Here is a 26,450-nt window from a genome sequence, read left to right on the forward strand (position 1 = left end):
GAACCCTGCCGTGAGTGAATCGAAACCTGCCGTGAGTGCGCCGGTGAAGGAACAGCGGTCGCAGTCCGATCCGGCCCGCGACGTCCAGATCGCCAGGTGGGTCGCGGTGATCGCGGGCCTGCTGGGTTTCGTGATGGCGGTGGCGGTTCCGCTGTTGCCGGTCACCCAGACCACCGCGACGCTCAACTGGCCGCAGAACAATCAGCTGGACAACGTCACCGCACCGCTGATCTCGCAGGCACCGGTCAGCCTGACCGCGACGGTGCCCTGTTCGGTGATCCAGGGCATGCCGGCCGACGGCGGCCTGATCATGGGTACCGCGCCCGCCAAGGGACGGGATGCGGCGCTGAACGCGATGCTGGTGACCGCCAGCGAGGACCGCGTCGACGTCATCGTCCGCAACGTGGTGGTCGCCAGCGTCGAACGCGACCGGATCGGCGGTTGCTCGAGAATCGAGATCATCTCCAACCACGATGGCACGTATGCCGATTTCGTCGGCCTGACCAAGGATGACGGCTCGCCGCAGCGAACCGGGTACCCGGATCCCAATCTGCGGCCGGCCATCGTGGGCGTGTTCACCGACCTCACCGGACCTGTCCCGCAAGGGTTGTCACTGTCGGCCGATATAGACACCCGGTTCACCACGCACCCGACGCCGGCGAAGCTCGCGGCGATCGTGCTGGCGATCCTGTCCACTTTTATTGCGCTGCTTGCACTGTGGCGGTTGGACCGCACCGACGGCCGGCGGATGCGTCGCGTCATCCCGACCCGCTGGCGGACGTTCACCGCGGTGGACGTTTTCGTCGTGGGCGTGTTCGTCCTCTGGTACATCATCGGCACCAACTCCTCCGATGACGGCTACCAGATGCAGATGGCCCGTACCGCCGAGCATTCCGGGTACATGGCCAACTACTTCCGGTGGTTCGGTGTGCCGGAGGATCCGTTCGGCTGGTACTACAACGTCCTGGCGTTGATGTCGCAGGTGAGCACCGCAGGCATCTGGATGCGGCTGCCGGATCTGATCTGTTCACTGGTCTGCTGGGTGTTGCTGTCGCGGGAAGTGCTGCCCCGCCTCGGCCCGGCCGTCATCGCCAGCAGGCCTGCGCTCTGGGCGGCGGGCCTGGTGCTGATCGGCGCATGGATGCCCTTCAACAACGGTCTGCGTCCGGAAGGGCAGATCGCTACCGGTGCACTGATCACCTACGTCCTCATCGAACGCGCCGTCACCTCGGGCCGGCTGACCCCGGCCGCGCTGGCGATCTTCTCGGCCGCGTTCACCCTCGGTATCCAGCCGACCGGGCTGATCGCGGTGGCGGCACTGGTCGCCGGCGGCCGACCCATCCTGCGGATCATCATGCGCAGGCGGCACACCGTCGGCCTGTGGCCGCTGCTGGCACCACTCCTGGCCGCGGGCACCGTGATCCTGGCGGTGGTGTTCGCCGACCAGACGCTCGCGACGGTGCTGGAGGCCACCAGGATCCGGACGGCCATCGGCCCCAGCCAGGAGTGGTACACCGAGAACCTGCGCTACTACTACCTGGTGCTGCCGACCGTCGACGGTGCGATCTCGCGGCGGTTCGCCTTCCTGTTCACCGCGCTGTGCCTCTTCCCGTCGCTATTCATGATGTTGCGCCGCAAGCGGATCGCGGGCATCGCGCGGGGTCCGGCCTGGCGACTGATGGGCATCATCTTCGCGACGATCTTCTTCCTGATGTTCACCCCGACCAAGTGGATCCACCACTTCGGCCTGTTCGCCGCGGTCGGGGGAGCGATGGCGGCGCTGGCCACCGTGATGGTCTCGCCGGCGATCCTGCGTTCGGCACGTAACCGGATGGCGTTCTTGGCCTTGGTGTTCTTCGTGCTGGCGCTGTGCTTCGCATCTGTCAACGGATGGTGGTACGTCTCCAACTTCGGTGTGCCGTTCAACAATTCGGTACCCGCGATCGGCGGTGTCACCGTCAGCACGATGTTCTTCGCGCTGTTCGGTGTCGCGGCGCTGTGGGCCTTCTGGCTGCACGTGTCGGGTAAGACCGAATCCCGACTGGTCGATCGGCTCACGGCCGCACCGGTTCCGTTGGCTGCCGGCTTCATGGTCGTGATCTTTGTCGCGTCGATGGCCATCGGTGTGGTCCGCCAGTACCCGACATACTCCAACGGCTGGGCCAACATCCGCGCTTTCGCCGGTGGCTGCGGGATGGCCGACGATGTCCTCGTCGAACCGAATTCCAACGACGGCTTCCTGCGCGCGCTTCCCGGCGACTACGGACCGCTTGGCCCGCTGGGCGGCACCGATCCCGCCGGGTTCAGCCCGGACGGGGTGCCCGATCGCATCATCGCCGAGGCGATTCGGTTGAACAATCCGCAGCCGGGCACCGATTACGACTGGAACCGTCCGGTGCGGTTGTCGCGCCCGGGGATCAACGGATCCCGGGTACCGCTGCCCTACGGGCTCGATCCCGCCCGGGTGCCGGTGGCAGGCACCTATTCCACCGGTGCGCAGCAGGAAAGCCGACTGGCCTCGGCATGGTACGAACTGCCGGCCGCCGACGATGCGCACCCACTCGTCGTCATCACCGCCGCGGGCACCATCACCGGCACCAGCGTGGCCAAGGGAGTCACCACCGGCCAGACCGTCGAACTGGAATATGCGACCGCCGGTCCCGACGGTGGGCCCGTGCCCGCGGGCCGGGTCGCCCCCTACGACATCGGCCCCACCCCGTCGTGGCGCAACCTGCGCTTCCCGCGGGCCCAGATCCCCGCCGATGCCGTGGCTGTTCGGGTCATCGCCGAGGATCTGTCGCTCGGCCAGGGCGACTGGATCGCGGTGACACCGCCGCGTGTGCCGGAGGTCCGCTCGGTGCAGGAGTACGTCGGTTCCACCCAGCCGGTCCTGATGGACTGGGCGGTGGGCATGGCGTTCCCGTGCCAGCGGCCGATGCTGCACGCCAACGGTGTGACCGAGGTGCCGAAGTTCCGCATCTCCCCGGACTACTACGCCAAGTTGCAGAGCACCGACACCTGGCAGGACGGCATCAACGGCGGCCTGCTGGGAATCACCGACCTGCTGCTGCGGGCATCGGTGATGTCGACCTACCTGTCCCACGACTGGGGGCAGGACTGGGGTTCGCTGCGCCGCTTCGACACGATCGTCGATGCGGAGCCCGCCGAGATCGACCTGGGCACCAGCACGCACTCGGGTCTGTACTCCCCCGGTGAGATCCGGATCGGGCCGTGAGCACGCGCCTGGGCAACGCCGTTCTGAGCCGGGTGGTGGAGACGTCGTTCGCGCCGGGTTTCACGATGTTCGGCGGCACACCGGAACACGCATGGGCCGAGAATGCCGACCTGCTCGCGCCGAGCTTCGTCGACCTGGAAGCCCGCACCTGGCGCGTCGCCATCCAAACCTGGGTGCTCGACGTCGACGGGTTGCGCATCCTGATCGACACCGGGGTCGGCAACGGTAAACGGCGACCGGCGATCCCGGTGCTCGACGGGTTGGACACCGGCTTTCTGGCCGCGCTGGAATCGGCCGGTGTGTCACCCGAGAGCGTCGACATCGTGGTGAACACCCATCTGCACAGCGATCACGTCGGGTGGAACACCCGAGCCGATGGTGCCGAGTGGACGCCAACCTTCCCCAACGCGCGATACCTGATGCCGGAGGCGGACTTTCGGTACTTCGGCCCCGACGGTGCCGGGTGTGACGACGCGGCGCGCATCGTCTTCGACGACAGCGTGGCTCCGGTGTACGAGGCAGGCCAGGTCGAATTGTTCGGCGGTGACCATCAGCTGAGCGAATCGGTGTGGTTACGCCCGGCAGCCGGGCACACGCCCGGGTCGTCGGTGCTGTGGCTGGATGCCGGTGCACCCGCGGTCTTCGTCGGCGACCTGACCCACTGCGCCATTCAGATTCCGCGCCCAGGTGACGCCTGTGCCTTCGATTGCGATGCCGCACAAGCCGTCGCCACCCGCACGCGGGTGTTCACCGAGGCGGCGCGCCGCCGGGCCACCGTCATCCCGGCGCACTATCCCGGCCACGGCGGGGCCACGTTGGTGGCGCGCGGCGATGCCTTCCTGGTGGACGACTGGCTGGATATCGAACCGATCTAGGACCTGAGATAGACAACCCGGCTGCCCAGGACGATGTCCTGCAGTGATCGCCGACGCCTGTCGACGACCACCCACAACAGACCCAGGGGAAAGAGCACACACGCCGCCGCGCGGATGGCCGCGAGCACCGGTGCCAGCCGATCACCGTGACGCCCGGTCACCCGCAGGCCCATGAACGCCGCGCCAGCCGTACATCCCGATACCGTCCAGCAGCCGGCCAGATAGAGCACCGCGACGGTGAACATGACCGCGGTGGAGAACACCGCGTTGACCGTGGGCAGGCTGAACGAGGTGGGATTGAACATCAGTCGGACCAGGACGAGGCCCACATACAGGGCGCCCAGAGCCACTGCGACGACGACGATGTCCAGGACCGCGGCGGCCCCGCGGCTCACGATGCCCGCCGAGCGAGGCTTGCCGAGCGAACCAACCGGCACCGAGCGAGGCTTGCCGAGCGAACCAACCGGCACCGAGCGAGGCTTGCCGAGCGAGCCAACCGGCACCGAGCGAGGCTTGCCGAGCGAACGTCTCGATGTCATCGCCCGTCCCGTCCGAGCAGGCGGTCGACGAATCCGGCGACCGCATCGTCGGCACGTTCGCCCTGACTGCGCACATCGGTCATCACCTCGGCGGTGACCGAGTCCGTGGACGTGCGGATGATCGCGGGCAGATCGATACCGTCGACCACCTCGTCGGCAAGGCCGACCAGGTCCAGCCGGTCGCGGGCCACCGCGTTGAGGTCGATCTGGTCCAGAATCGTCTCGATGCCTACGGCCACCACCCGTTCGCCCCGTGCGATCAGTTCGACACGGCTGCGATGCAACCAGCCCCCCACGACAGGCAGCCGTTCGGCGGCGCTGTACGCCACGGCCACTCCGTCGCACGCCACGGCGACGGCTCCGAGTGCGACGGTGACCGCCGGATGCACGGCATCGGACATCGTTGCATCGTAGTGCCTGCTAGAGGTGTTGTTTGGCGTCCTCATAGGAACCGTTCGGCGCCCCATCGTCCTTGGTGTAGACGCTGTGCACCACGCCGGTCCGGAATGCGGTCGAGCTCAACAATTTCAATGGCAGCGCGTCCGCGTCGCGGAACAACCGGGCGCCGGTGCCCACCACGACGGGGTGCACCAAAAGGTGCAGTTCGTCGAGCAGGCCTGCGGCCAACAGCTCACGGACCACCGACACCGATCCGGCGATCCCGATGTCGCCACCCGGCTGCGCTTTCAGTTCCCGCACGCCGGTGAGCAGATCGCCGTGCAGCTGTTCGGAATTGCGCCAGTCATAGCTCGCCCCGGGCTTGTCTCCCGTCGCTTCGCTCGCCCCGGGCTTCTCCCCCGTCGCTTCGCTCGCCCCGGGCCCGAAACTCAGCCGCTGTCGAGACACCACGATCTTGCGAGTGTCGCCGAGTTTCTTCGCGAACTCGGCGTCCTCACCACCGTCGGCCTCCCGCTGCGGCCAGGCACCGACGAAGCTGTCATAGGTGGCGCGGCCGAGCAGGATGGTCTCCGCCGAGCCCAGCTGGGCATCGACGGCGGCACCCATCTCGTCGTTGAAGTACGGGAAATGCCACTGGTCGGGTGCCTCCACCACGCCGTCGAGCGAGATGAACAGGCCTGCGGTGATCCGTGTCATGCCACATACGACCACCGCGGGCCCGAAAATTCATCGCACACCCGTGGTGGCGCGTCGCCCGCGATTACAGCGGGGTCAGACCGTGCTTGCGGAGCACCTTTTTCACGGGCTGCTTGTCGCGCAGCAGCCGCAGCGACTTACGGATCAGCAGCCGAGTCTCGTGCGGTTCGATGACACCGTCGATATAGCCGCGTTCGGCCGCGATCCACGGCGTCGCCAGGTTCAGGTTGTAACCCTCGATGAAGTCGGCGCGGATCTTCTGCACCTCGGGCGCGGTCGGATCCGGGAACCGCTTCACCAACAACTGGGCCGCACCCTCGGCGCCGATCACGGCGATGCGGGCGGTCGGCCAAGCGAAGTTGAGGTCCGCGGAGAGCTGCTTGGAGCCCATCACGGCGTAACCGCCGCCGTAGGCCTTGCGCACGATGATGGTCACCTTGGGCACATCGGCCTCGACGATGGCGTTGAAGAAACGGCCACCGCGTTTGATGATGCCGCCCTCCTCCTCGGCGACGCCGGGCATGGCACCCGGGGTGTCGACGACGAACACCAGCGGCAGGTTGAACGAGTCGCAGAACCTGATGAAACCGGCCGCCTTGTCCGACGCCTCGTTGCCGACCGCGCCCGACATGTGCATCGGCTGGTTGGCGATCACGCCGACCGGGCGGCCGTCGACGCGGGCGAACGCGGTGATCATCGAGGGGCTGCGCTGATCGGAGATCTCGAAGACGTCACCGTCGTCGAAGATCCGGAGCAGGATCTCGTGCATGTCGTAACCCATGTTGTCCGAGTCCGGCACGATGGTGTCGAGTTCGAGGTCGTGCGCGGTGATCTCGGGCTCCAGACCCGGATTGACGATCGGCGCATCATCGAAGTGGTTGGCAGGCAGGAAGCTCAGGTAATCCCGGACGTACTGGTAGGCCGCGGCTTCGGACTCGACCACCTTGTGGATGTTGCCGCGCCGGGCCTGCACATCGGCGCCGCCGAGCTCGTCGAAGGTGACGTCCTCGCCGGTGACGTCCTTGATCACATCGGGACCGGTGATGAACATGTAGCCCTGATCACGCACGGCCACAACGAGATCGGTCTGGATCGGCGAGTACACCGCACCGCCGGCGCACTTGCCGAAGATCAGCGAGATCTCGGGCACCAGGCCGCGCAGCATCTCGTGGCGCCGGCCCAGTTCGGCGTACCAGGCCAACGACGTCGCGGTGTCCTGGATGCGCGCGCCGGCCGAGTCGTTGATACCGATGATCGGGCACCCGACCATGGCCACCCACTCCATCAGCTTGGCCACCTTGCGGCCGAACATCTCGCCGACCGAGCCCTGGAAGACCGTCTGGTCATGACTGAACACACCGACCGGCCTGCCGTCGATGGTGCCGTGTCCGGTCACCACACCGTCGCCGTAGAAGGCGTTCGGGTCGCCGGGTGTGCGGGCCAGCGCACCGATCTCCAGGAAGCTGCCCGGATCCAGCAGCGCGTGGATGCGCGCGCGGGCACTGGGGATGCCCTTTTTGTCGCGCCGTGCCTTGGCCTTCTCGTCACCGGGATCCTTGGCCAGCTCCAGCTTTTCGCGCAGCTCGGCCAGTTTCTCCGCTGTGGTCGCGGTCTTCGGCTGTACGGGAGTTTCCGTCACGGGGTTTCCTTCTTCGCTTCGATGCGGTTGAGGGCTTCGCTCATGTGCGCGCCGACCTTGGCGATATAGGGCTCGTCGATGGCCTGGATGTGCTCACCACCGATGGGTACCACCTCGAGATCGTCGACGTAGTCGCCCCAGCCGCCGTCGGGTTTACGGGTGGCGTAGGCGGGTTCGAAGACGATGGCGTCATCGTGATAGCGGTCGGCGAGATACAGCGTGACGTGGCCGTCGTAGGGCTGGATCTCGATGGTGGCCAGCGCGCGGTTGTCCAGGTACGAGGTGCGCTGGTGTTCGATGATGCCGCCGGGGATCTGCACCCCGCTCTGGGCGACGATGTCGAGCACGTACTTGACCTGGCCCTCATCATCGAGCTTTTCCAGTTCCTCGTAAGGGATCTCCGGGATCTCGACGTTGAAGGTGCGCTCGGCGAACAGGGCGTAACGGTCCCAACGGGCCCGCATCCCCTCCTTGGACTGGTCGATCGGCTCGCCGGGCAGGGCCAGGTCGATCAGACCGACGAATCGGACATCGGCGCCGGCCCGCTTGAGGCCGATGGCGCAGGCATACGCCAGCGCGCCGCCCAGGGACCACCCGGCCAGTACGAACGGGCCGTCATGCAGCTCAAGGAGTTTGGGCACGTACTCGGCGGCCCGCTCCTCGATGGAACCCTCGACCCGCTCGATGCCGTACACCGGGATGTCGGCGGGCAACCGCTTGATCAGCGGTTCGTAGACCACCGTCGATCCGCCGGCGGGATGGAAGACGAACAGAGGGAGCGCCTTCGATCCATCGGTCGGCGGACGCAGGGTCCGCACGAAACCGTCGACGAGTCCGTCCTCGAGCTGGTCGCGAACGTGGGTGGCCAGTTCCTCGATGGTCTTGGCCGACCGCACCTGCTCGACGCTGATCGGGCCTTCGGCCCGCTCGGTCAGCCGGGCCGACATCTTGGCCGCGGTCGCCTCGTCGACATCGGGCAGCTCGTTGAAGATGCCGCCAGGGGACTTGCCGGTGACGATCGCCCACGTCGCGAAGGTGACACGCTCGGCGGCATCACGTGGGGGCACGTCGGCGCCGAGCGCCTCGGTGACGGCCTCCTGGGTGAGCACCTTCGCCGCGGCCGCGGCGGCGGTCGCCTTCTTGGGCCCGCTCGGATCCGTTGGCGGAGCCGGGATATCGGCGACATCAGAGATCGGAGCCGAGATACCGGCGCCATCGGAGGTCGGCGGCGGGATCTCGATACCCACCTCGGCCAGCGACTCGGTGGTCTCCTTCTCGGTGTCACCCAGGGGATGTCCCGACTCTGCGAGTTTCGCCTCCAGCTCGGCGACCGTGGTCGCCCCGCCCATCAGCTCGGCCTGCGCGGCCGCGATCTCCTCGGCGGACTGCCCCTTCTGGGCCTCGGCCAACGCGCTGACCTCGTCGCGGTGCTCGATCGCGTACTGGATCAACTTCTCCACCGCGTACAGGTTCGCGTCACGCACCGCGGTCAGCTGGATCGGCGGCATGTCGAAGTCGTACTCGACCCGGTTCTTGATGCGCACCGCCATCAGCGAATCCAGGCCCAGCTCGATCAGCGGCACCTCCCAGGGCAGATCCTCGGGCTCATACCCCATGGCGCTGCCGACGATGGTGCCCAACCGCTGCCCGACCGTCTCCCCCGATTCGGGGTTCCACTTCGCGAAATCCGAACCCAGATTGGCCCCGGCGGTGAGGTTGTCGGCCTCGAAGGCCGGGCTGTTCTCTTCGGGCTCCTCGACGGGTACCGGTGCGGCAGCGGCGATCTCGGCAACCGTGCCCACCCCGACTGCCGTCGGCAGCGCGGTCTGTTGACCACCGCGGCTGACGATGGCGTCGTAGACGAGGGTGAAGGACTCCTCGATACGGGCGTGCACCTGCACCGACGCCCCACCGGGATGGCGGGTCAACGTCGTCACCAGCCGGGCGTTGTCCGCGGGCACCGCACGCTGCTCGGCGGCGGTCAACACCGCATCCGGAAGCACCTGTGTCGCAGCGGCCTTCACCAGGCCGGCCAGATCGGCCGCGCCGCTGGGCGCGTACTCCCAGACATGCCTGCCGTCCGGGGTGGCCACATGGGTGCCCGGTGCGACGACCGAGCTGTCCCCGGTGAAGCGGGCGTCGAGCCAGTGCTCCTTGCGCTTGAACCGGGTCAGCGGGATATCGGCGAAGTCCAGCGCACCTGCCAGGCCTCGACTACGACGCGGGAACAGCGACCGCGGATCCATGTTGTGGCCGTACACGTACAGGTGCGCCAGCGCCGTGGTCATCGAATCGACCTCGTCCTGCTTGCGCGCCAGCGTCGCGATCAATTGCGCGTCATGGAGCCCAGCGCTGGCCGTCGTCAGCCCGACCTGCATGAGCGCCACCGGATTCGGCGCGAGCTCCAGGAAGGTGGTGTACCCGTTGTCGACGGCGTTGCGGATGCCGTGGGTGAAGTAGACGCTGTGGCGCAGCCCCTTCTTCCAGTACTCGACATCGTGGATGGGTTCGGCTCCGGCCCGGACGAACTGGCCCTCGTGCACGGTGGAGAAGTAGCCGGTCTGCAGAGGACGGGCCTCGATACCCTGGATCTCGGCGGACAGCTCGCCGAGCAGCGGGTCCATCTGCTGGGTGTGGCTGGCGCCCTTGGTCTGCAGCTTGCGGGCGAACTTGCCCTCCGATTCCGCGCGCTCGATGATCGCGTCGATCTGTTCGGGCGGACCTCCGATCACCGTCTGGGTCGGTGCCGCGTAGACGCACACCTCCAGCCCGGGGAAATCGGAGAAGACCGTTGTGATCTCCTCGGCCGAGTACTCGACCAGCGCCATCAGCCGGATGTACTCACCGAACAGCATCGCCTCACCCTCACCCATCAGGTGAGCGCGCGAGCAGATGGTCCGGGTGGCATCGGCCAGTGACAGGCCACCGGAGAAGTAGGCCGCGGCCGCCTCGCCGAGCGACTGGCCCACCACCGCACCGGGTGTGGCGCCGTGGTGGCGCAGCAGCTCACCGAGCCCGATCTGCAGCGCGAAGATCACCGTCTGGACGACCTCGATCGGGTACTCGCAGGTCTCTGCCGTGTAGTCGATCGCATCGTCGAGGATGAGCTCGACGATCGAATAGCCGCGCTCGTCCTGGATGAGGGCGTCCACCTTGTTGATCCACTCGGCAAACACCTCGTCGCGCAGGTAGAGGTCCTTGCCCATCTTGCGGTGCTGGGCACCGAATCCGGCGAACACCCACACCGGGCCGTTGGTGACCGGGCCATCGGCGGCCAGCACCAGCGGGCTCTGCTTGCCATCGGCCAGCGCCCGCAGACCCTTGACGGCCTCGTCGTGGTCGTGGGCCAGCACGACGGCCCGAGAGCGGCCGTGGTTACGCCGCGACAGCGAACGACCGATCGATTCGAGCGAGGAGGCACGCCCGGCCTCGCTGTCGATCCAATCTGCGAGCTCGGCGGCGGTGCTGCGCTTGCGGGAGGTCAAAAAGCCCGAGACAAACAGCGGCACAACAGGTCTGGCGGGCTCGGCGGCGGCGAGCGCGGCGCGGCCCTCCTCGATGAGGCGCTGGGCCTCCTCGGTCAGGCCGGGCAGTTCGTAGTTGTCATCGTCGTAGCTGGGGTACTCGGGCTCGTCCTCGACGAACTCGCCGTATTCGTCCATCCGCCGGCCGCTGAGATTCAGCTGATCGGCAGCATCGGGCGCAGCAGACGACTCGTCTTCGGCGACAGGACTTTCCGGCTCGGGCTCGACCAGATCTGAGGCCAGCACCTCGCGCAGCACCAGGTGCGCGTTGGCACCGCCGAAGCCGAAACCGGACACCCCCGCGATGGCGTGTCCGCTGTAGCGGGGCCAGTCCGAGACGGTGTCGTTGACCTTGAGGTGTTCCTTGTCGAAGTCGATATACGGGTTGGGACCCGCGTAGTTGATCGACGGCGGCAGCTTGTCGTGCTGCAGCGACAGCGCCGCCTTGGCAAGGCTGGCCGCGCCGGCCGCCGATTCCAGGTGGCCCACATTGGATTTCACCGCACCGAGCAGCGCAGGTTTGTCGTCGGCACGGCCGCGCCCGACGACCCGGCCGAGCGCGTCGGCCTCGATCGGGTCGCCCAGGATGGTGCCGGTGCCGTGCGCCTCGATGTAGTCGACATCGCGCGGATTGATCCCGGCGTCCTTGTAGGCCTTGCGCAGCACCGCTTCCTGGGCATCCGGGTTGGGTGCCAGCATGCCGTTGGAGCGGCCGTCGTGGTTGACCGCACTGCCTGCGATGACGGCGATGATCTCGTCACCGTCGCGGCGCGCATCGGAAACCCGCTTGAGCACCAGCATGCCGCCGCCCTCGGATCGGGCGTAGCCGTTGGCATCCGAGGAGAACGACTTGCACCGGCCGTCCGGGGCCAGGACCCCGCCGACCTCGTCGAAGCCGATGGTGACCAACGGGGTCACCATGGCGTTCACGCCGCCGACGATCGCGACGTCGATCTCACCGGAGCGCAGCGCGCGCACACCCTGGTGCGCGGCGACCAGCGAGGACGAGCATGCGGTGTCGATGGACTCCGACGGACCGCGGAAGTCGTAGAAGTAGGACACCCGGTTGGCGATGATCGAGCTGGTGGTGCCGGTGATGGCATACGGGTGCGCCGTGGTCGGGTCGGCGACGGCGAGGAACATGTAGTCGTTGTTCGAGCTGCCCACGTAGACACCGACTTCGCCGCCGCGCAGGCTCGAGGCCGGGATACGCGCGTGCTCGAGCGCCTCCCAGGTGAGCTCGAGGGCCATCCGCTGCTGCGGATCGATGTTGTCGGCCTCCATCTTCGACAGCGCGAAGAACTCGGAGTCGAAACCCTTGATATCGGAGAGGTAGCCGCCGCGGGTGTGCGCCTTGGCCACCCGCTCGGCGATACGCGGCTCACCGAGGAACTCCGACCAGCGGCCCTCGGGCAGGTCCGAGCTGGCGTCGCGACCCTCCAGCAACGCCGCCCACATCGCCTCGGCGCTGTTCATATCACCGGGGAACCTGGTGGCCAGCCCGACGATCGCGATGTCCTCGACACCGGGTGCGCGGGTCCAGTCCTCGTCGTTGTCGACGACGGGCTCGGGCTCACCCTCGACGATGACGGTGGCCAGCGCCTCGATGGTGGGGTTGCGGAACACCACGGTGGCGGTCAGCGTGACGCCGGTCAGATCCTCGATATCGCTGGCCATGGCCACCGCGTCACGGGAGGACAGCCCGAGTTCGACCACCGGGGCCGATTCGTTGATGGAGTCCGCGGGCTGGCCCGTGGCGTTGGCGACCCAGTTGCGCAGCCATGCCCGCATCTCGGCGACGGTCATGTCACCACGAGCGGGGGCAACGGCGTCCGAGGCCGACCCGGACACCTCGGGCAAGTTGCCGTCGGTCTGCGAATTATCTTGCGCTTCAGTCATTTTCACTGTTCACTTTCGCCGCCGTGCGGCCTGGGTGGCGCGGTGAGGAACTGAATGTGCCTCAGTCCGTCTCGTCGGGGAAATCGTTGGCGATCTTGCCGCTGCGCAGGCTGCCATCGAGATATGCGGCGCGGCAGGCACGTCGGCCGATCTTGCCGCTGGAGGTACGCGGGATGGCACCGGCGGGGGTGAGCAGGACATCGCGGACGGTGACACCGTGGCGCACCGCGATGGCGGCGCGGATGTCGTCGATCACCGGTCCGAGCTCCATCTTGTGCGAGCCGGCCGCCCGCTCGGCGACGATGACCAGCTGCTCGGAGCTGTCCTCGGCGTCGAACTTCAGACCTGCGTGGGTGTCGTCGAAGACCTCGGCGGGCAACTGGTTGGCCGGCACCGAGAACGCCGCGGCGAAACCGGTGCGCACCGCCTTGGAGGCCTCCTGTGCGGAGTACTCCAGATCCTGCGGGTAGTGGTTGCGGCCGTCGATGATGACCAGATCCTTGACGCGGCCGGTGATGTAGAGGTCGCCGTCGTAGAAGGCGCCGTAGTCGCCGGTGCGCACCCAGGTGGCGTCATCGGCGGCGCCCTCGGCATGCGACGGGGTGGTCCGCGATTTCAGCGTGTTCTGGAATGTCTCGACGGTGGCCTCGGGCTTACCCCAGTAGCCGGTGCCCATGTTCTGGCCGCTGATCCAGATCTCACCGATCTGGCCGTCGGGCAGCTCGGTCGCGGACTCGGCATCGACGATCACCGCCCACTCGGAGACACCGACCTTGCCTGCCGAGGCCTGCGCGACCGCCTTGGGCGAATCGGCGTCGACCTCGACGATGGTGCCCGTGTTGAGCGCGTCGCGGTCCACGTTGATGATCTTGGGCTCTTCGGCGGCCGGGGTGGTGGACACGAACAGCGTCGCCTCGGCCAGACCGTAGGACGGTTTGATGGCCTTGGCCGGGAAACCGTACGGACCGAACGCCTCGTTGAAGCGACGCACGGTCGCCGCCGAGATCGGCTCACTGCCGTTGAGGACAGCCTTGACGTTGGACAGGTCCAGCGGCGGCTCGCCGTCCTTGGGCAGCCCACGCGCGGCGGCATGGTCGAAGGCAAAGTTCGGGGCCACCGAGATGACGCCACCGGTGTCATCGGGCTTACGTGCCATCTCCCGGATCCAGCGGGCGGGCCGTCGCACGAACGCGGCCGGGGTCATGAAGGTGAAGTGGTGGCCGATCATCGGCGCCAGCAGCGCGGTGATCAGGCCCATGTCGTGGAAGAACGGCAGCCAGGACAAGCCGCGGTCCCCCTCCTCGCCCTCCAGCGCCTCGATGATCTGGACGATGTTGGTGGCCAGGTTGAGGTGGGTGATCTGCACACCGGTCGGGATGCGGGTGGAGCCCGAGGTGTACTGCAGGTAGGCCACGGTGTCGTTGGACACGTCGCGGCGCTCCCAGGTGGCGGCCACATCGTCGGGCACCGCATCGACGGCGATGACGCGGGGTCGCTGGTTGGCCGGACGGGTGCGGAAGAACTTGCGCACACCCTCGGCGGCATCGGTGGTGGTCAGGATCGCCGAGGGCTTGCAGTCGTCGAGCACGGCATGCAACCGGCCGACGTGACCGGGCTCGGAAGGATCGAACAGCGGCACCGCGATACGGCCGGCGTAGATGGCGCCGTACATGGCGACCAGGTAGTTGAGGTTCTGCGGGCTGAGGATGGCGACCCGGTCGCCCTCGGCGGTGACCTGCTGCAGGCGCGCGGCAACTGCCCTGTTGCGGGCGCTGAACTGCGACCAGGTCAGCTCACGCGCCACACCGTCGCGCTCGGTGGAGAAGTCCAGGAAGCGATAGGCCAGCTTGTCACCGCGGACCTTCGCCCAGCGCTCGACGTGGGCGACGACACTGGCGCTCTCAGGGAACTTGATCTGTCCGTTCTTGATGAACGGATTGTGAAACGGCATCAAATACTCCTGTCACGCACACTTCTCATGGTCGCCCCCGAACGTGGGAAAGCGTACCGGTGGAGCGTGTTCGAGCCTGCGCCCGACGACACGCCACTCTTAGTTTTCTCTTAATGTTAATTGTTCGATTCGCGCAGGCCAAATCTGGTTACCGGCGAGTCGGCTATCGGTCGAGCGAAGCGACGGGGATATGGCCCGGCTGGTATCTCAGCTCAACCGTGCTTGGGCTCCGGCGCGTTCTGCAACAGATCGCGTGCCCAGCCCAGCGTCCACTGGGTAGAAGTCCTACCGTCCATCTGCCAGAACTGAGGGGTGTTGTACAGCGCGTGTACAGGCCCCGCCGTGCTTCCGAGCAGGGCGTTGATCGTCGCAGGCAGGTTCGCGATCGAGAACGCGGATTCCGGTGCCGCGCAGATCAGGTCGCCGTTGGCGCAGATCTGATAGGTCCGGTTGTCCAACTCCCCGAATCCACCGTCGCGCGGCCCGGTCATCGCCAGGCCCATCGCCGCGAGCATCGGCACCTCGTGCAGGGTGATCTCGGCACCCTGGCCCGGGGCGTTGGGCTGCAGGTTCTGCCCGACCCCCTCCTGGCGGCGGCCGTCGGCGATCAGCGTCACCCCGAGCACCAGATCCTGGTCGACCGGCCCGCGGCCGTTGCCGATATCGCTGGCCAGATCGCCGGCGATCACCGCGCCCTGGGAAAAGCCGACCAGGACGTAGCTGGTCAGCGGGCAGCGATTGTTCATATCGGTGATCGCCCGCACCGCGGCGTCCTTACCCTCGGCGCGGCTGTCGTTGTAGGACATCTGACCGTCCGCCGAGAACGGATTGTGGAACTGAGCGGTGTAGGGGACCGTATAGATCTCGACGCGGTCGGTGCCGAACTCGGCGCGCAGCGGGTTGGTGACATTCAGCAGCAGCGCGATCGGGAACTGCACCGGGTTGAGCGGATCGAGCTGACGTGACGACTCCCAGGTACCGGGTATCGACACCAACTGGACATCCGGGCAGCTCGCATCCTGGAACTCCGGCCGCGGCTTGCCGGTCGGCGGTACCGCGGTCGGCACATCGGTCGGCTGCCCCGGGGTGGCCAGCGGCGGAGTATCCGGCTGGCGCAGCCACACCACGACACCGGCGACCACGACCGCCACCAGGACTGCGACCGCCGCCGCGGCAGCCAGGGCCAGGATGCGGTGCCGCTTGCGTCGGCTGTTGTTGGCCATGCGTCATCAACTCCAGAGGTCTGTGCGCTGCCTCAGCAGAGCCGTTCGGTTGCGATGCGAATGTAGTCAGCGGTCGCGGCGTCGACGTCACCGACCTCCGGCGTCATCGAACTGGAATGGGCGTCATGCAGATCGTTGCGCACCAGTGGCAGCACGAAATCCCACACCGCCTGCTCGGACTGTTTGGCCGCCCGCGCCTGGCAGACATAGGCGCCGATGCTCAGCGCCATCAGGTCATCGGACGGGTGCACCCCGGAGTCGACGAGGGCATCCAGATAGGACTGTTGGCGAGGCGTCACCGTCAGGTGCTCGCTGGGCCCACCCGAGCGGGTCGCACCCATCATCCCGTCGGTGCGGGCCATCGAGGACTCCTCGGCGGGCATACCGACCGAGGCCAACGTGGTGTCCCCTGCGGTACAACCGCACGAGAGGGCTCCGACCGCCATCGCCGCCACGGCCAGCAGCAGGGGCGTCCGCCGCAGGGTCGGCCACTTTGCCAGACCCGCACTGAGCCGTCCGTTGCGCTGCACCATTCCACGGTACCGGCTGTTCGGCCGGTGCCATCGAACGTGATGAAACCGTCAGCGGATGGCCGCTGCCAGGTCACCGGACAGGGCCGCGAGCTGACCGGCCCAGCTACCCCAGTCGTGCTGGCCGTCGACCGGGAAGTCGAAATGCCCGTTGCGTCCGCCGATGGCGCGGTAGTGGGAGTAGAAGGTGCGGTTGCTGCCTTGGGCCTGCGCGCAATCGTTGATCATCGCGACCGGGTCGCTGCAGGTCGTGGTCTGCGGGCTGAAGACCCACAGCCGGGTGTTGTTGTCCACCAACAGCTGGGCGTGCACATCCGGGTCATGCCACTTCCACCGGCCGAACTGCACCGGACCCCACATCCGCTGGGTGTCCACCCCGCCGTACTGCGCCATCCCTGCGGTGATTGCGCCGTTCTCGAAGGTGCGCGAGGGGGTCAGGAAACCCGAGAGCGAGCCGGCATAGCGGAACCGGTCCGGGTGGAAGGTGGCCAGCATCAGCGCACCGGTACCGCCCTGCGAGGCGCCGACGACACCGTGCCCACTGGGGGCCAGTCCCTTGTTGGCGGCCAGCCAGTCCGGCAGCTCGGTGGCCAGGAAGGTCTCCCACTGCTTGGAACCGTCCTGCTCCCAGTTGGTGTAGAGGCTCCAGGCCCCACCGGCCGGAGCGGCCACCGAGATGCCCTTGCCCGCCAGGGTGTTCATCGCGTTGCCCGCGGTCACCCAGTTGCTGACATCGGGTGCGGCGTTGAAGGCATCGAGCAGGAAGACCGCATGCGGCCCGCCGCCCTGAAATGCCACCGGGATGGCTCGGCCCATGGCCGCGGAGGGAACCATCAGGTACTCGACGCCGTCGGCACGCGCGGCCGGTTCCGTCGTTGCCGACACCGTCCACAGGCCCAGCGCCATCAGCACCGCATACGCAAGAGCCTGCAGCCTCATGTCCCACCTCGTCTTCGATCGTGTGTTTGCCCCGCCGCCGCGTTGTAGTGAATCACATCACCACAGCGGCGGGCGGCGCAACGACCGGCAACGACCCGGGGTGCGGGACCTACCCGGCGGCGGGCGCCGCGCCCAACACCCGCTGGATGTCGGGCTTCATGGCCTGCAACTGCGAGCCCCAGTAGCCCCAGCTGTGGGTGCCGTTCTCCGGGAAGTTGAACACACCGTTGCTACCACCGTTGGCCAGGTAGGTGTCGCGGAAGGTCTTGTTGGTCCGCAGCGTGAATCCCTCGAGGAACTTCGCGTTGAAGAGGTTGCCCGCGCTGGCGCCGGCGTCGAGGTCCGACGGTTTGCCGTTGCCGCAGAAGATCCAGATGCGGGTGTTGTTGGCGATCAGCTTGTCGATGTTGACGTACGGATCGTTGCGCTTCCAGGCCGGATCGCTGGACGGGCCCCACATGTCCTCGGACTTGAATCCGCCGGCATCACCCATCGACAGTCCCACCAACATCGGCCACCAGCCCTCGGACAGGTTCAGAAAGCCGGACAGCGACGCGGCGTAGGGGAACTGCTGGGGGTGGTAGATGGCCAGTGTCAACGCCGCCGAGCCGGCCATCGACAGCCCGACCACGGCGCTACCAGTCGGCTTGACGGCCTTGTTGGACTGCAGCCAGGCAGGCAATTCCTGGGTGAGGAAGGTCTCCCACTTGTAGGTGTAGGTGCCGGTCTTGCCCTTGGCCGGCTTGTACCAGTCGGAGTAGAAGCTGGACTGGCCGCCGACGGGCATGACCACCGAGAGGCCGGAGTTGTCGTACCACTCGAATGCCGCGGTGTTGATATCCCAGCCGTTGAAGTCATCCTGGGCGCGCAGACCGTCGAGCAGGTAGACCGCGGGCGCATTCTCGCCGCCGCTCTGGAACTGGATGCGGATATCTCGGCCCATCCCGGCCGACGGCACGTCCAGATACTCCACCGCGAGACCCGGCCGCGAGAAGGCGGCGGCAGTCGCCGAGTCGCCGACGGCGCTCACCAGACCCGGCAACACCGCGGCCGCGGCGGCCGCGATGGTCACTTTGCGGGTGGCACCGCGCATCCACTCGGCGAAAGTCATATGTATTGGGATCCCGTCTGTTGTGGCCCGGACTCGAAGGCCCGTGTAGTCAACCACAATTGGCTGGGATGTCCCGCTCAGCGAACGAGGGTGGCGATCAGATCCGGCTTGAGCGCTTGCAATTGGGCACCCCAGTACACCCACGAATGATTGCCCGCCGCAGGGAATTCGAAGGTCGCATTGGTTCCGCCGGCGGCGGTGTAGCGCTCTTGGAACTTCTTGTTGCTGCCGATCGCCAGGCCCTCCAGGCTGTCGGCGTTGAACTTCTGGGCCGGGTCACCGTTGACGTCCAGCGGCGTGGAACCGCCTGGCGCACAGTAAATCCACAGCCGAGTGCCAGCGGCCACCAGCTTGCCGACCTGCTCGACGGGGTCGTTGCGCTTCCACGCCGGATCCCAGGGCGGTCCCCACATGTTGTCGACGTTGTAGCCGCCGGCATCGAGCATGGCGACCCGGATCGCCTGCTTCATGAAGGCGGTCGACGGGTTGAGGAATCCCGACAGCGATGCCGCATAACGGAATTGGTTCGGATGGTAGGCAGCGAGGATCAGTGCCGCGCCGCCGGCCATCGACAGGCCGACCACACCGTTACCGGCGGGCGAGACCTGCTTCTCGGCCGCCAACCACTGCGGAAGCTCGCTGGTGAGGAACGTCTCCCATTTGTAGGTGTACTGCTGGCTGTTGAACGACGACGGGGAGTACCAGTCGCTGTAGAAGCTGGACTGTCCGCCCACCGGCATCACCACCGACAGGCCCGAATCGTGGAACCACTCGAAGGCCGGGGTGTTGATATCCCAACCGTTGTAGTCGTCCTGGGCCCGCAGCCCGTCGAGGAGGTAGACCGCATTCGGCCCGCCCGGCTGGAACTGGACCCGGATGTTGCGGTTCATGGCGGTGGAGAACACGTCGAGGTACTCCACCGGCAGGCCTTCCCTGGAGAAGGCCGCAGCCGTCGGCGCGGGCACCGCGGCCACGGTGGCGAGCGCGACCATCGTGGCCAGCGCACGCGAGAGCAGAGTCAGGGTCCTACGCATGCTGTGTCTATCCGTCCATCTCAGCGGTGACGCCACCCACCGAGTCACCAGGTGGTGGCGCGTTGCGGGCGTTAGGGGCCTCGCTCATCTATCGGCCCAACATAACCGCGGCGTTACCGCAGCTGCAAAACCCTTGTTAGCTGGGTCACGGTCCGGTGGCGGGCAAACCGGTGTACGGGGGCGTCTTCGGCGGAGGAGCATCCAGCTTGCAGCGGTACAGCTCGTAGAGCGGAACGCGGTCGATGCGGTAGCTGCCGAACTCCATCGCGTGGAAGAAGTTGGAGAGGAACCGGCGTGGTCCCATCGGTCCGCGCACCGAGGTCAGGATCGCCTCGGTGTCGGGGCACCTCAGGGCGACCTCGGCCTGGGCGATCCAATCCTCGTCGAGGTACTGCGGGATGTAGGGGCGCTGTTTGAGGAAGGGCCCCTCGGCCACCGCCCAGTCCGGGAAGAGGTTCTTGTCGTGCCCTATCCGGGCGTCCTCCAAGCGCTCGGTGTGCGCGGCCAACGGATTGGTCAGACCGATCTGGTCGATCACCCGCACATCGAGCCCGACATTCATCCCGAGCATGCCCATGTTGGTGAAAAAGACTGTGTGCGGCCCGGTTTCGCCCGGCGGACGCGGCTTGTCCGGCGGCGGCGGAATGGCCGGGACGACATCCCAGACGTCGTAGTTGCCCGAGGGCAGCAGCAGTGCGCCGTCGGGTGTGTTGCGCAGTGCGACGAGCACTGCGCGCATCCGGGGGTAATCCAGGTAATCCGCGGCGGTCAGCGGGTGAGCGTGCCCGGTGGCCTGAGCGTAGAACCGGCGTTCGTCGACGATTCCGGAGTAGGTGACCCGGGTGGCGTCGGCCCCCATGCCCGGCGAATTCGCTGCCCACAGCGCCCATCCCGCGACGCCGAGCCACAGCAGGCTCGCCGAACCCGTCAGCAGATACACCGAGCGCCGCACCGCCCCGGCGCGCTCGGGCACCGTGATCGGCACCACGGCCACCGGTGCCAGTATCAGGAACAGCGCGGTCAGCAGGACGCGGCCGTGCATGAAGTCGCCACCTTGGCGCACCCAGTAGACCGCCTGGATGATTCCGCTGACGACCACGAAAACGACCACGGCGGTGGGATTCTGGACCAGCCGAGCAAGCCGAGATGTGGTCGGCTCGGATGCGGGTTGCGGCGCCCGGTCACGGATCAGCACGAGAACGAGCACTACCGCGAGCGCGACCAGGAGCACCAGCGGGATCCACAGCAGATACGGCGCGTTGAAGTTGCCGAGGTAGAGCAGGCCCTGGCTCCATTTCGCGCCCGAGGCGTCCTTGGCCACCGCGGTCTGGGGCACCAACAGTCCGTAGTAGCCCATCCGGAAGATCTGGTAGGCCACCGGAAGTGCACCGCCCGCCCCGATGATCAGCAACCGTCGTCCGCGGCCCGGCGCGGCCAGCACCATCATCACCAGTGCGACACCGCCGACCAGCGCCAGCTCCGGGCGGACCAGCACGCTCAGGCCAGCGACGAAGGCCAATACGGCCGTCAAGCCGGCACCGGTGTGCGCCCGGGCCTGCGCCCAGCGCACCATCAACCACCACAGCAGGCCGATATAGGCCAACACCAGTCCGTTTTCCAGGCCCGATGACGCGAAATCCCGCGCCGGCGGGACCGCGATGTAGACCAGTGCACCGGCGGGTAGGAGCAACGCTCGCCGGCCGACGAGCACCGGTGCGTACAACCGGGCGGTGCCCAGCATCACCAGCACCACGCCTGCCACGCTGAGGCCCAGCGCGAGCGCAAGTGCGACGTACTCCAGCCGTACCGGACCGGCGACCCAACTGGTCGCGGTGATCAGGTAGGTCCACAACGTCGAGGTGTTGGACTCGACGCGCTCACCGACGTTGAAGACCGGCCCATTGCCTGCCAAGAGGTTCCGCACCGTGCGCAGGACGATCAGACCGTCGTCGGCCATCCAGCGGCGCTGCCAGGCACCCCAGCCGAACAGCACGGCCACCACCAAGACCGACAGCCACAGGCTGGCCCGAACCGGGGCGCTGTAGCGCACGACCGGCCTGTTGCTCAGCCGTGCGGCGGTCGCCGAGGCGAACCGATCAACTGAAGTAGGCAGCCGCACCGACGGTACCGATCAAGGCCAGGGCGAGCACCTGCAGCACCCGATCGCCAAGGGCGATCTCCTCGGGTTCGCCGGCGTGCCCGCCGTCGATGTCGACCGCATAGCGCAGGATCGCGATGGTGAACGGGATGATCGAGATGGCCCACCACGATGCCGATCCGCCGTCGCGCTCGAAGGCGAACAGGGCATAGCACAGCACCACCGCGGTGGCGGCCAGCGTCCACACGAAGCGCAGGTATCCGCTGGTGTAGCTCTCCAGCGACTTGCGGATCTTGGCACCCGTGCGCTCGGCCAGTTGCAGCTCGGCGTACCGCTTACCGGCCGCCATGAACAACGACCCGAAGGCCATCACCAGCAGGAACCACTGCGAGAGTTGAATTCCCGCGGCCACACCGCCCGCGATGGCCCGGATCAGGAACCCCGAGGACACGATGCAGATGTCGATGACCGGCTGGTGTTTGAGCCCGAAACAGTAGGCCAGCTGGATGACGATGTAGACGCCGATCACCACGGCGAGGTTGGCCGAGACGAACCAGGAGATGACCAGGGCGGCCACCCCGAGCACGACGGCCAGGATGTAGGCAAGGGATTCGGGAACCACACCGGCCGCGATCGGACGGAACCGTTTGGTGGGATGCGCCCGGTCGGCTTCCACGTCGCGTGCATCGTTGACCAGGTACACCGACGAGGCGGCCAGGCTGAACACCACGAAGGCCACCAGCACCTTGACCAGGACGTCGCGATAATCGTCGACGACGAACCGGTCATCGCCGAGGGCGGCCACCGGGGCGGCGAAAACCAAGACGTTCTTCACCCATTGACGCGGGCGCAGCGCCTTGACGATTCCCGCCGCCAGGTTCTTCGGCGGCGCGTGAGTCGGGTGCGGTTCTTCGCTCACAGTCCTGATTCCTTTCGGCCCGCCGTGCGGTCCGCGACAGCGTCCACGGTTCTTGCGACAGCCGTGCCGACCACAACTCCGGTCAACACGTCGGTCGGGTAGTGCACGCCGAGGACCAGGCGCGACAGCGCCATCGGCGGAATCAGCAGCCACGGCAACGGGAGTCCGGTGACGCGACCCAACAGGATGGCCGCGGCGGTGGTCGACGTGGCGTGTGCCGAGGGGAAACTCAGCTTGCTCGGGGTGCCGACGTTGACCGCGATGGCCGGATGGTGCGGACGTTTGCGCTTGACGACCCGCTTGATCACCACCGCGGCCGCGTGCGCGGCGAACGCGCCGATACCTGCGGTGAGCCAGGCGCGGCGGCGCTGTGGCTGCAGCACGGCTCCCAACACGGAGACGCCGACCCAACCCGCGCTGTGCTCACCGAAGTGCGAAAGGGTTCGCGCGGTCGCCAATACCCCGGGACGACCGGCCAACGCGGACTGAACCGCGACGAGCGCCGCCTCTTCGGGCGCCAGATCCGCAGCCACCTCAGGCCCGCTCCAGCGCAGACTGGTTCAGGACGGCCTCCCAGCGCTGTGGGCTGGTGAGCTCCGGCAGCGCGGCGCGGTACACCTTGCGCATTCTGTCGAACTTACGGGCCAACAGCAGTTGTCGTTTGAGCGACTCGCGCAGCAGCCCGAACATCTTCTCCCGGTCGCGCTGCCGGTACACCACGCCGCGACCGTCGGCGGTGGTCACGGTGACCCCGTCGACCGTGCACAGCGAGAACCACCGGGCGTCCTGGGTGGCGACGTTGATCTGTGGGCGCACGTGGTGCGCCGGATCGTGGGGTGAGAGCTGATGGGCCACACCGCGTGTCAACCGGGACACGATGGACACCGGGTTGGTCGGGATGGCGACCTTCTTGCGCCACCTCTTGTCCGACGGGGCAGGCAACGCGGTGGCACTCTCCAGCACCACGGCGTCCGGGAAATGCTGCCGCATGGCGCGGACTTCCGGCAACGCGGATTCCAGGATCGAGAAGATGTGGTCGGGCCCGGCGAGGAAATCGTCCATCGCCTTGTTCTGGATGGCCACCGTCGAGTATTCAAGGCAGAGCAGGTGTTTCAGCGTCGCCTTGAGATGGCTGGCAACAAGACCACCGATCTTGCCGTCCCAGTGCAGGGCCGCCACCACCAGCCGGTTGCGCAGGTGGAAATACGCCTGCCAATCGATGGCATCGTCCTTGTCGCTCCAGGCCATGTGCCAGATGGCCGCACCCGGCAGCGTGACCGTCGGATAGCCGTGTTCGCTCGCGCGCAGCCCGTACTCCGAGTCGTCCCACTTGATGAACAGCGGCAGCGGCTGGCCCAATTCCTGGGCCACCGTGCGCGGGATCATGCACATCCACCAGCCGTTGTAGTCGACATCGATGCGGCGGTGCAGCATCCGGCTGCGCTCGTGCTCCTCGGAGTTCAGCGGGTACTTGGCGAAGTTGTGGTCGTATTCGGTGTTGACTGCGCCGGTCCACATGAAGTTCTCGGCGTCGATCATCTCGCCCATGACGTGCAAGTGGCTGGGCTCCTGCAGGTTGAGCATCTGCCCGCCGACCAGCGTCGGTACCTTGGCGAACCGGTTGAAGGCCAGTGCCCGCAGGATGGAGTCCGGCTCGACGCGGATATCGTCGTCCATGAACAGGATCTGCTCACACTCGGTGTTCTTCAACGCCTCGTACATGACCCGGCTGTAGCCCCCGGACCCGCCGAGGTTGGGCTGGTAGCGAATCATCAAGCGGTCACCGAGTGCGTCCGCCGCGGCCGCGAATCCGGGATGGTCCTTGGCCTTGTTGTTGCCCTGATCGGAGACGATGACCGTGCTGATCACCTTGTCGACCAACGGATCCGATGTCAGCGCGGCCAGCGCGCTCACGCAGTCGGCCGGGCGGTTGAAGGTCGGGATGCCGATGGCCACATCGGCCCGGCCGGGCGCCTGGACCGGGGCGTACCAGCCGGCGCTGTGCACCGTCACCGCGGTGTCGGTGGTGATGTCGAACCAGATCCAACCGCCGTCCTCGAACGGGGCGAGTTCGACCTCGAACTCGATGACCGCGGGCGCCTCACCGACACTGGACGCCTCGGTGCCGCCGACGGTGATCCGAGCGCCGGTGGCCTTGGACCGGTAGAGGTCGATGCGAGCAGTACCGGTCAGTTCGACGCGCAGCACCACCGACTGCAGAATCGACCAACGCCGCCAGTAGCTGGCCGGGAAGGCGTTGAAGTAGGTGGCGAACGACACCTCCGACTCGGCGCCGATCTCCAGGGTGGTGCGGGACGGCGCGTGCGCACGCCGGGCGTTGGTCTCGGATTCCTCGATGTAGAGCTTGCGGACATCGAGGGGTTCGCCGGGTCGCGGCAGGATGATCCGCGACAGCAGGCTCACCGCACGCGACTCGGTCGAGTCCAGTGCTCCGGATGGGATGTCGCTCATGATGGGTTGCTGCCTTCGTCGTTGGCGTTCAGCGCAGCACCGTCGCGCAGGTGCGGCGCCAGAATGTTGTCGTACATGTTGAGCGCGCTGGCGATCGCCATGTGCATGTCGAGGTACTGATAGGTGCCCAGCCGTCCGCCGAAGAGCACGTTGGCCGTCGCGGTCTCGGCCTTGGCCCGCTCGCGATATCCGGCCAGCAGACGCCGGTCGACATCGGTGTTGATCGGGTAGTACGGCTCGTCATCGGCCTCGGCGAAGCGGGAGAACTCCCGCATGATCACCGTCTTGTCGCTCGGATAATCCCGCTCGGGATGGAAGTGCCGGAACTCGTGGATGCGGGTGAACGGCACGTCGGCGTCGTTGTAGTTCATGACGGGTGTGCCCTGGAAATCACCGGTGGGGAGAACCTCGGTCTCGAAGTCCAGCGTGCGCCAGCCGAGGCGGCCGTCGACATAGTCGAAGTAGCGATCCACCGGGCCGGTGTAGACCACCGGGGCAGCCGGGCTCTGAGCTCTGAGCTCGTCGCGGACGTCGAACCAGTCGGTGTCCAGTCGCACCTCGATACGCTCGTCGGCCGCCATGTTCTGCAGCCAGGCGGTGTAACCGTCGACCGGCAGCCCCTCATAGGTGTCGTTGAAATACCTGTTGTCGAAGTTGTAGCGCACCGGCAGCCGATTGATGATGGCGGCGGGCAACTCGGCGGGGTCGGTCTGCCACTGCTTGGCCGTGTAGTGCTTGACGAACGCCTCGTAGAGCGGGCGGCCGATCAGCGAGATCGCCTTCTCTTCCAGGTTCTGCGCATCGGCGGTGGCTATCTCGGCGGCCTGCTCCTTGATCAGCGCGCGCGCCTCGTCGGGGCTGAAGTACCGCCCGAAGAACTGCGACACCAGACCGAGTCCCATCGGGAACTGGTAGGCCTGGCCGGCATGCAGGGCGAACACCCGGTGCTGGTAGCCGGTGAAGTCGGTGAAGTTGCGTACGTAGTCCCACACCCGCTTGTTGGACGTGTGGAAGAGGTGCGCGCCGTACCGGTGGATCTCGATACCGGTGTCGGGGTCCGCCTCCGAGTACGCGTTACCTCCTATATGGGAGCGTCGTTCGACGACGAGCACGCGCTTGCCGAGCTGGGTGGCCGCGCGCTCGGCGATCGTCAGGCCGAAGAATCCGGATCCCACGATGATGAGGTCAAAGCGGTCGGAGGCCAGGCCAGGAGATTGATCGGTCATCGGCAGCAAGGGTATCCGACCGGGCCCCGCCGACCCGAAACGTGTGACGCGCCCGGTCGAACGGCAGGTCGCGATTCGCTCACGATTCCGCATCGTCACTCTAGACCCACTAGTCACAGCAGTACCATCAAACGCGTTGGC

Annotated in this window: 18 protein-coding genes; 2 read left to right on the forward strand and 16 right to left on the reverse strand. The window is 67.0% G+C overall.

The window, feature by feature from the left end; all coding sequences use genetic code 11:
* Window positions 1-43 precede the first annotated feature (43 nt).
* A complete protein-coding gene (locus G154_RS08505; RefSeq protein WP_031601212.1) occupies window positions 44-3,235 on the forward strand; it encodes an arabinosyltransferase domain-containing protein in 3,192 nt (1,063 codons plus the stop codon).
* A complete protein-coding gene (locus G154_RS08510) occupies window positions 3,232-4,110 on the forward strand; it encodes an MBL fold metallo-hydrolase (protein WP_019510925.1) in 879 nt (292 codons plus the stop codon). Before G154_RS08505 ends, G154_RS08510 begins: the two co-directional genes overlap by 4 nt.
* On the opposite strand, the gene G154_RS08515 is transcribed toward G154_RS08510, so the two are convergent.
* From G154_RS08515 to glf, 16 genes are all read right to left on the reverse strand, one after another.
* Window positions 4,107-4,547 (reverse strand): RDD family protein, encoded by a 441-nt coding sequence (locus G154_RS08515; RefSeq protein ID WP_031601213.1) that lies wholly within the window; start codon window positions 4,545-4,547, stop codon window positions 4,107-4,109. The genes G154_RS08510 and G154_RS08515 overlap by 4 nt on opposite strands.
* Before the next feature lie 98 nt (window positions 4,548-4,645).
* Entirely contained in the window at window positions 4,646-5,050 is a 405-nt protein-coding gene (locus G154_RS08520) for a hypothetical protein (RefSeq protein WP_019510927.1), read from the reverse strand.
* A 19-nt stretch (window positions 5,051-5,069) separates the two neighbouring features.
* On the reverse strand, window positions 5,070-5,744 hold the full coding sequence (locus tag G154_RS08525; protein ID WP_019510928.1) for a dihydrofolate reductase family protein: 675 nt from the start codon (window positions 5,742-5,744) through the stop codon (window positions 5,070-5,072).
* A 64-nt stretch (window positions 5,745-5,808) separates the two neighbouring features.
* A complete protein-coding gene (locus tag G154_RS08530; protein ID WP_019510929.1) occupies window positions 5,809-7,383 on the reverse strand; it encodes an acyl-CoA carboxylase subunit beta in 1,575 nt (524 codons plus the stop codon).
* Window positions 7,380-12,806, reverse strand: a complete 5,427-nt coding sequence (pks13, locus tag G154_RS08535) for a polyketide synthase Pks13 (RefSeq protein WP_019510930.1) — start codon at window positions 12,804-12,806, stop codon at window positions 7,380-7,382. The genes G154_RS08530 and pks13 overlap by 4 nt, the downstream gene beginning before the upstream one ends.
* Before the next feature lie 61 nt (window positions 12,807-12,867).
* Window positions 12,868-14,757 carry a long-chain-fatty-acid--AMP ligase FadD32 gene (fadD32, locus tag G154_RS08540; RefSeq protein WP_019510931.1) on the reverse strand — a complete coding sequence of 630 codons (1,890 nt, stop codon included), beginning with the start codon at window positions 14,755-14,757 and terminating at the stop codon, window positions 12,868-12,870.
* Between the two features lie 212 nt (window positions 14,758-14,969).
* Complete coding sequence (locus G154_RS08545) at window positions 14,970-15,980, reverse strand: cutinase family protein (protein ID WP_019510932.1); 1,011 nt, start codon at window positions 15,978-15,980, stop codon at window positions 14,970-14,972.
* 32 nt (window positions 15,981-16,012) lie between these two features.
* The gene (locus G154_RS08550) at window positions 16,013-16,510 is read right to left on the reverse strand and encodes a DUF732 domain-containing protein (RefSeq protein WP_234713168.1); all 498 of its coding nucleotides are present in this window, start codon (window positions 16,508-16,510) and stop codon (window positions 16,013-16,015) included.
* 51 nt (window positions 16,511-16,561) lie between these two features.
* Window positions 16,562-17,449 carry an esterase family protein gene (locus tag G154_RS08555; protein WP_019510934.1) on the reverse strand — a complete coding sequence of 296 codons (888 nt, stop codon included), beginning with the start codon at window positions 17,447-17,449 and terminating at the stop codon, window positions 16,562-16,564.
* A gap of 109 nt (window positions 17,450-17,558) precedes the next feature.
* Window positions 17,559-18,560 (reverse strand): esterase family protein, encoded by a 1,002-nt coding sequence (locus G154_RS08560; RefSeq protein WP_019510935.1) that lies wholly within the window; start codon window positions 18,558-18,560, stop codon window positions 17,559-17,561.
* A gap of 77 nt (window positions 18,561-18,637) precedes the next feature.
* Window positions 18,638-19,552, reverse strand: coding sequence for an esterase family protein (locus tag G154_RS08565; protein WP_019510936.1), 915 nt, complete (start codon window positions 19,550-19,552; stop codon window positions 18,638-18,640).
* A gap of 187 nt (window positions 19,553-19,739) precedes the next feature.
* Window positions 19,740-21,644 carry a flagellar motor control protein ZomB gene (zomB, locus tag G154_RS08570; RefSeq protein WP_019510937.1) on the reverse strand — a complete coding sequence of 635 codons (1,905 nt, stop codon included), beginning with the start codon at window positions 21,642-21,644 and terminating at the stop codon, window positions 19,740-19,742.
* A 46-nt stretch (window positions 21,645-21,690) separates the two neighbouring features.
* On the reverse strand, window positions 21,691-22,611 hold the full coding sequence (locus tag G154_RS08575) for a decaprenyl-phosphate phosphoribosyltransferase (protein WP_019510938.1): 921 nt from the start codon (window positions 22,609-22,611) through the stop codon (window positions 21,691-21,693).
* Window positions 22,608-23,144 (reverse strand): phosphatase PAP2 family protein, encoded by a 537-nt coding sequence (locus G154_RS08580; RefSeq protein ID WP_019510939.1) that lies wholly within the window; start codon window positions 23,142-23,144, stop codon window positions 22,608-22,610. Before G154_RS08580 ends, G154_RS08575 begins: the two co-directional genes overlap by 4 nt.
* A gap of 1 nt (window position 23,145) precedes the next feature.
* Window positions 23,146-25,083, reverse strand: a complete 1,938-nt coding sequence (locus G154_RS08585; protein ID WP_019510940.1) for a glycosyltransferase — start codon at window positions 25,081-25,083, stop codon at window positions 23,146-23,148.
* The gene (gene glf / locus G154_RS08590; RefSeq protein WP_023984999.1) at window positions 25,080-26,309 is read right to left on the reverse strand and encodes a UDP-galactopyranose mutase; all 1,230 of its coding nucleotides are present in this window, start codon (window positions 26,307-26,309) and stop codon (window positions 25,080-25,082) included. The genes G154_RS08585 and glf overlap by 4 nt, the downstream gene beginning before the upstream one ends.
* Window positions 26,310-26,450 lie beyond the last annotated feature (141 nt).

The organism is Mycobacterium sp. VKM Ac-1816D (genome assembly GCF_000416385.1).
GTDB classification, from domain to species: domain Bacteria; phylum Actinomycetota; class Actinomycetes; order Mycobacteriales; family Mycobacteriaceae; genus Mycobacterium; species Mycobacterium neoaurum_A.

Excerpts from the sequence above, each read along its gene's own strand:
- G154_RS08520 (WP_019510927.1), bottom strand. The coding sequence starts at position 5,050 with ATGTCCGATGCCGTGCATCCGGCGGTCACCGTCGCACTCGGAGCCGTC.
- G154_RS08525 (WP_019510928.1), bottom strand. The coding sequence starts at position 5,744 with ATGACACGGATCACCGCAGGCCTGTTCATCTCGCTCGACGGCGTGGTG.
- pks13 (WP_019510930.1), bottom strand. The coding sequence starts at position 12,806 with ATGACTGAAGCGCAAGATAATTCGCAGACCGACGGCAACTTGCCCGAG.
- fadD32 (WP_019510931.1), bottom strand. The coding sequence starts at position 14,757 with ATGCCGTTTCACAATCCGTTCATCAAGAACGGACAGATCAAGTTCCCT.
- G154_RS08545 (WP_019510932.1), bottom strand. The coding sequence starts at position 15,980 with ATGGCCAACAACAGCCGACGCAAGCGGCACCGCATCCTGGCCCTGGCT.
- G154_RS08555 (WP_019510934.1), bottom strand. The coding sequence starts at position 17,449 with ATGAGGCTGCAGGCTCTTGCGTATGCGGTGCTGATGGCGCTGGGCCTG.
- G154_RS08560 (WP_019510935.1), bottom strand. The coding sequence starts at position 18,560 with ATGACTTTCGCCGAGTGGATGCGCGGTGCCACCCGCAAAGTGACCATC.
- G154_RS08565 (WP_019510936.1), bottom strand. The coding sequence starts at position 19,552 with ATGGTCGCGCTCGCCACCGTGGCCGCGGTGCCCGCGCCGACGGCTGCG.
- G154_RS08585 (WP_019510940.1), bottom strand. The coding sequence starts at position 25,083 with ATGAGCGACATCCCATCCGGAGCACTGGACTCGACCGAGTCGCGTGCG.
- glf (WP_023984999.1), bottom strand. The coding sequence starts at position 26,309 with ATGACCGATCAATCTCCTGGCCTGGCCTCCGACCGCTTTGACCTCATC.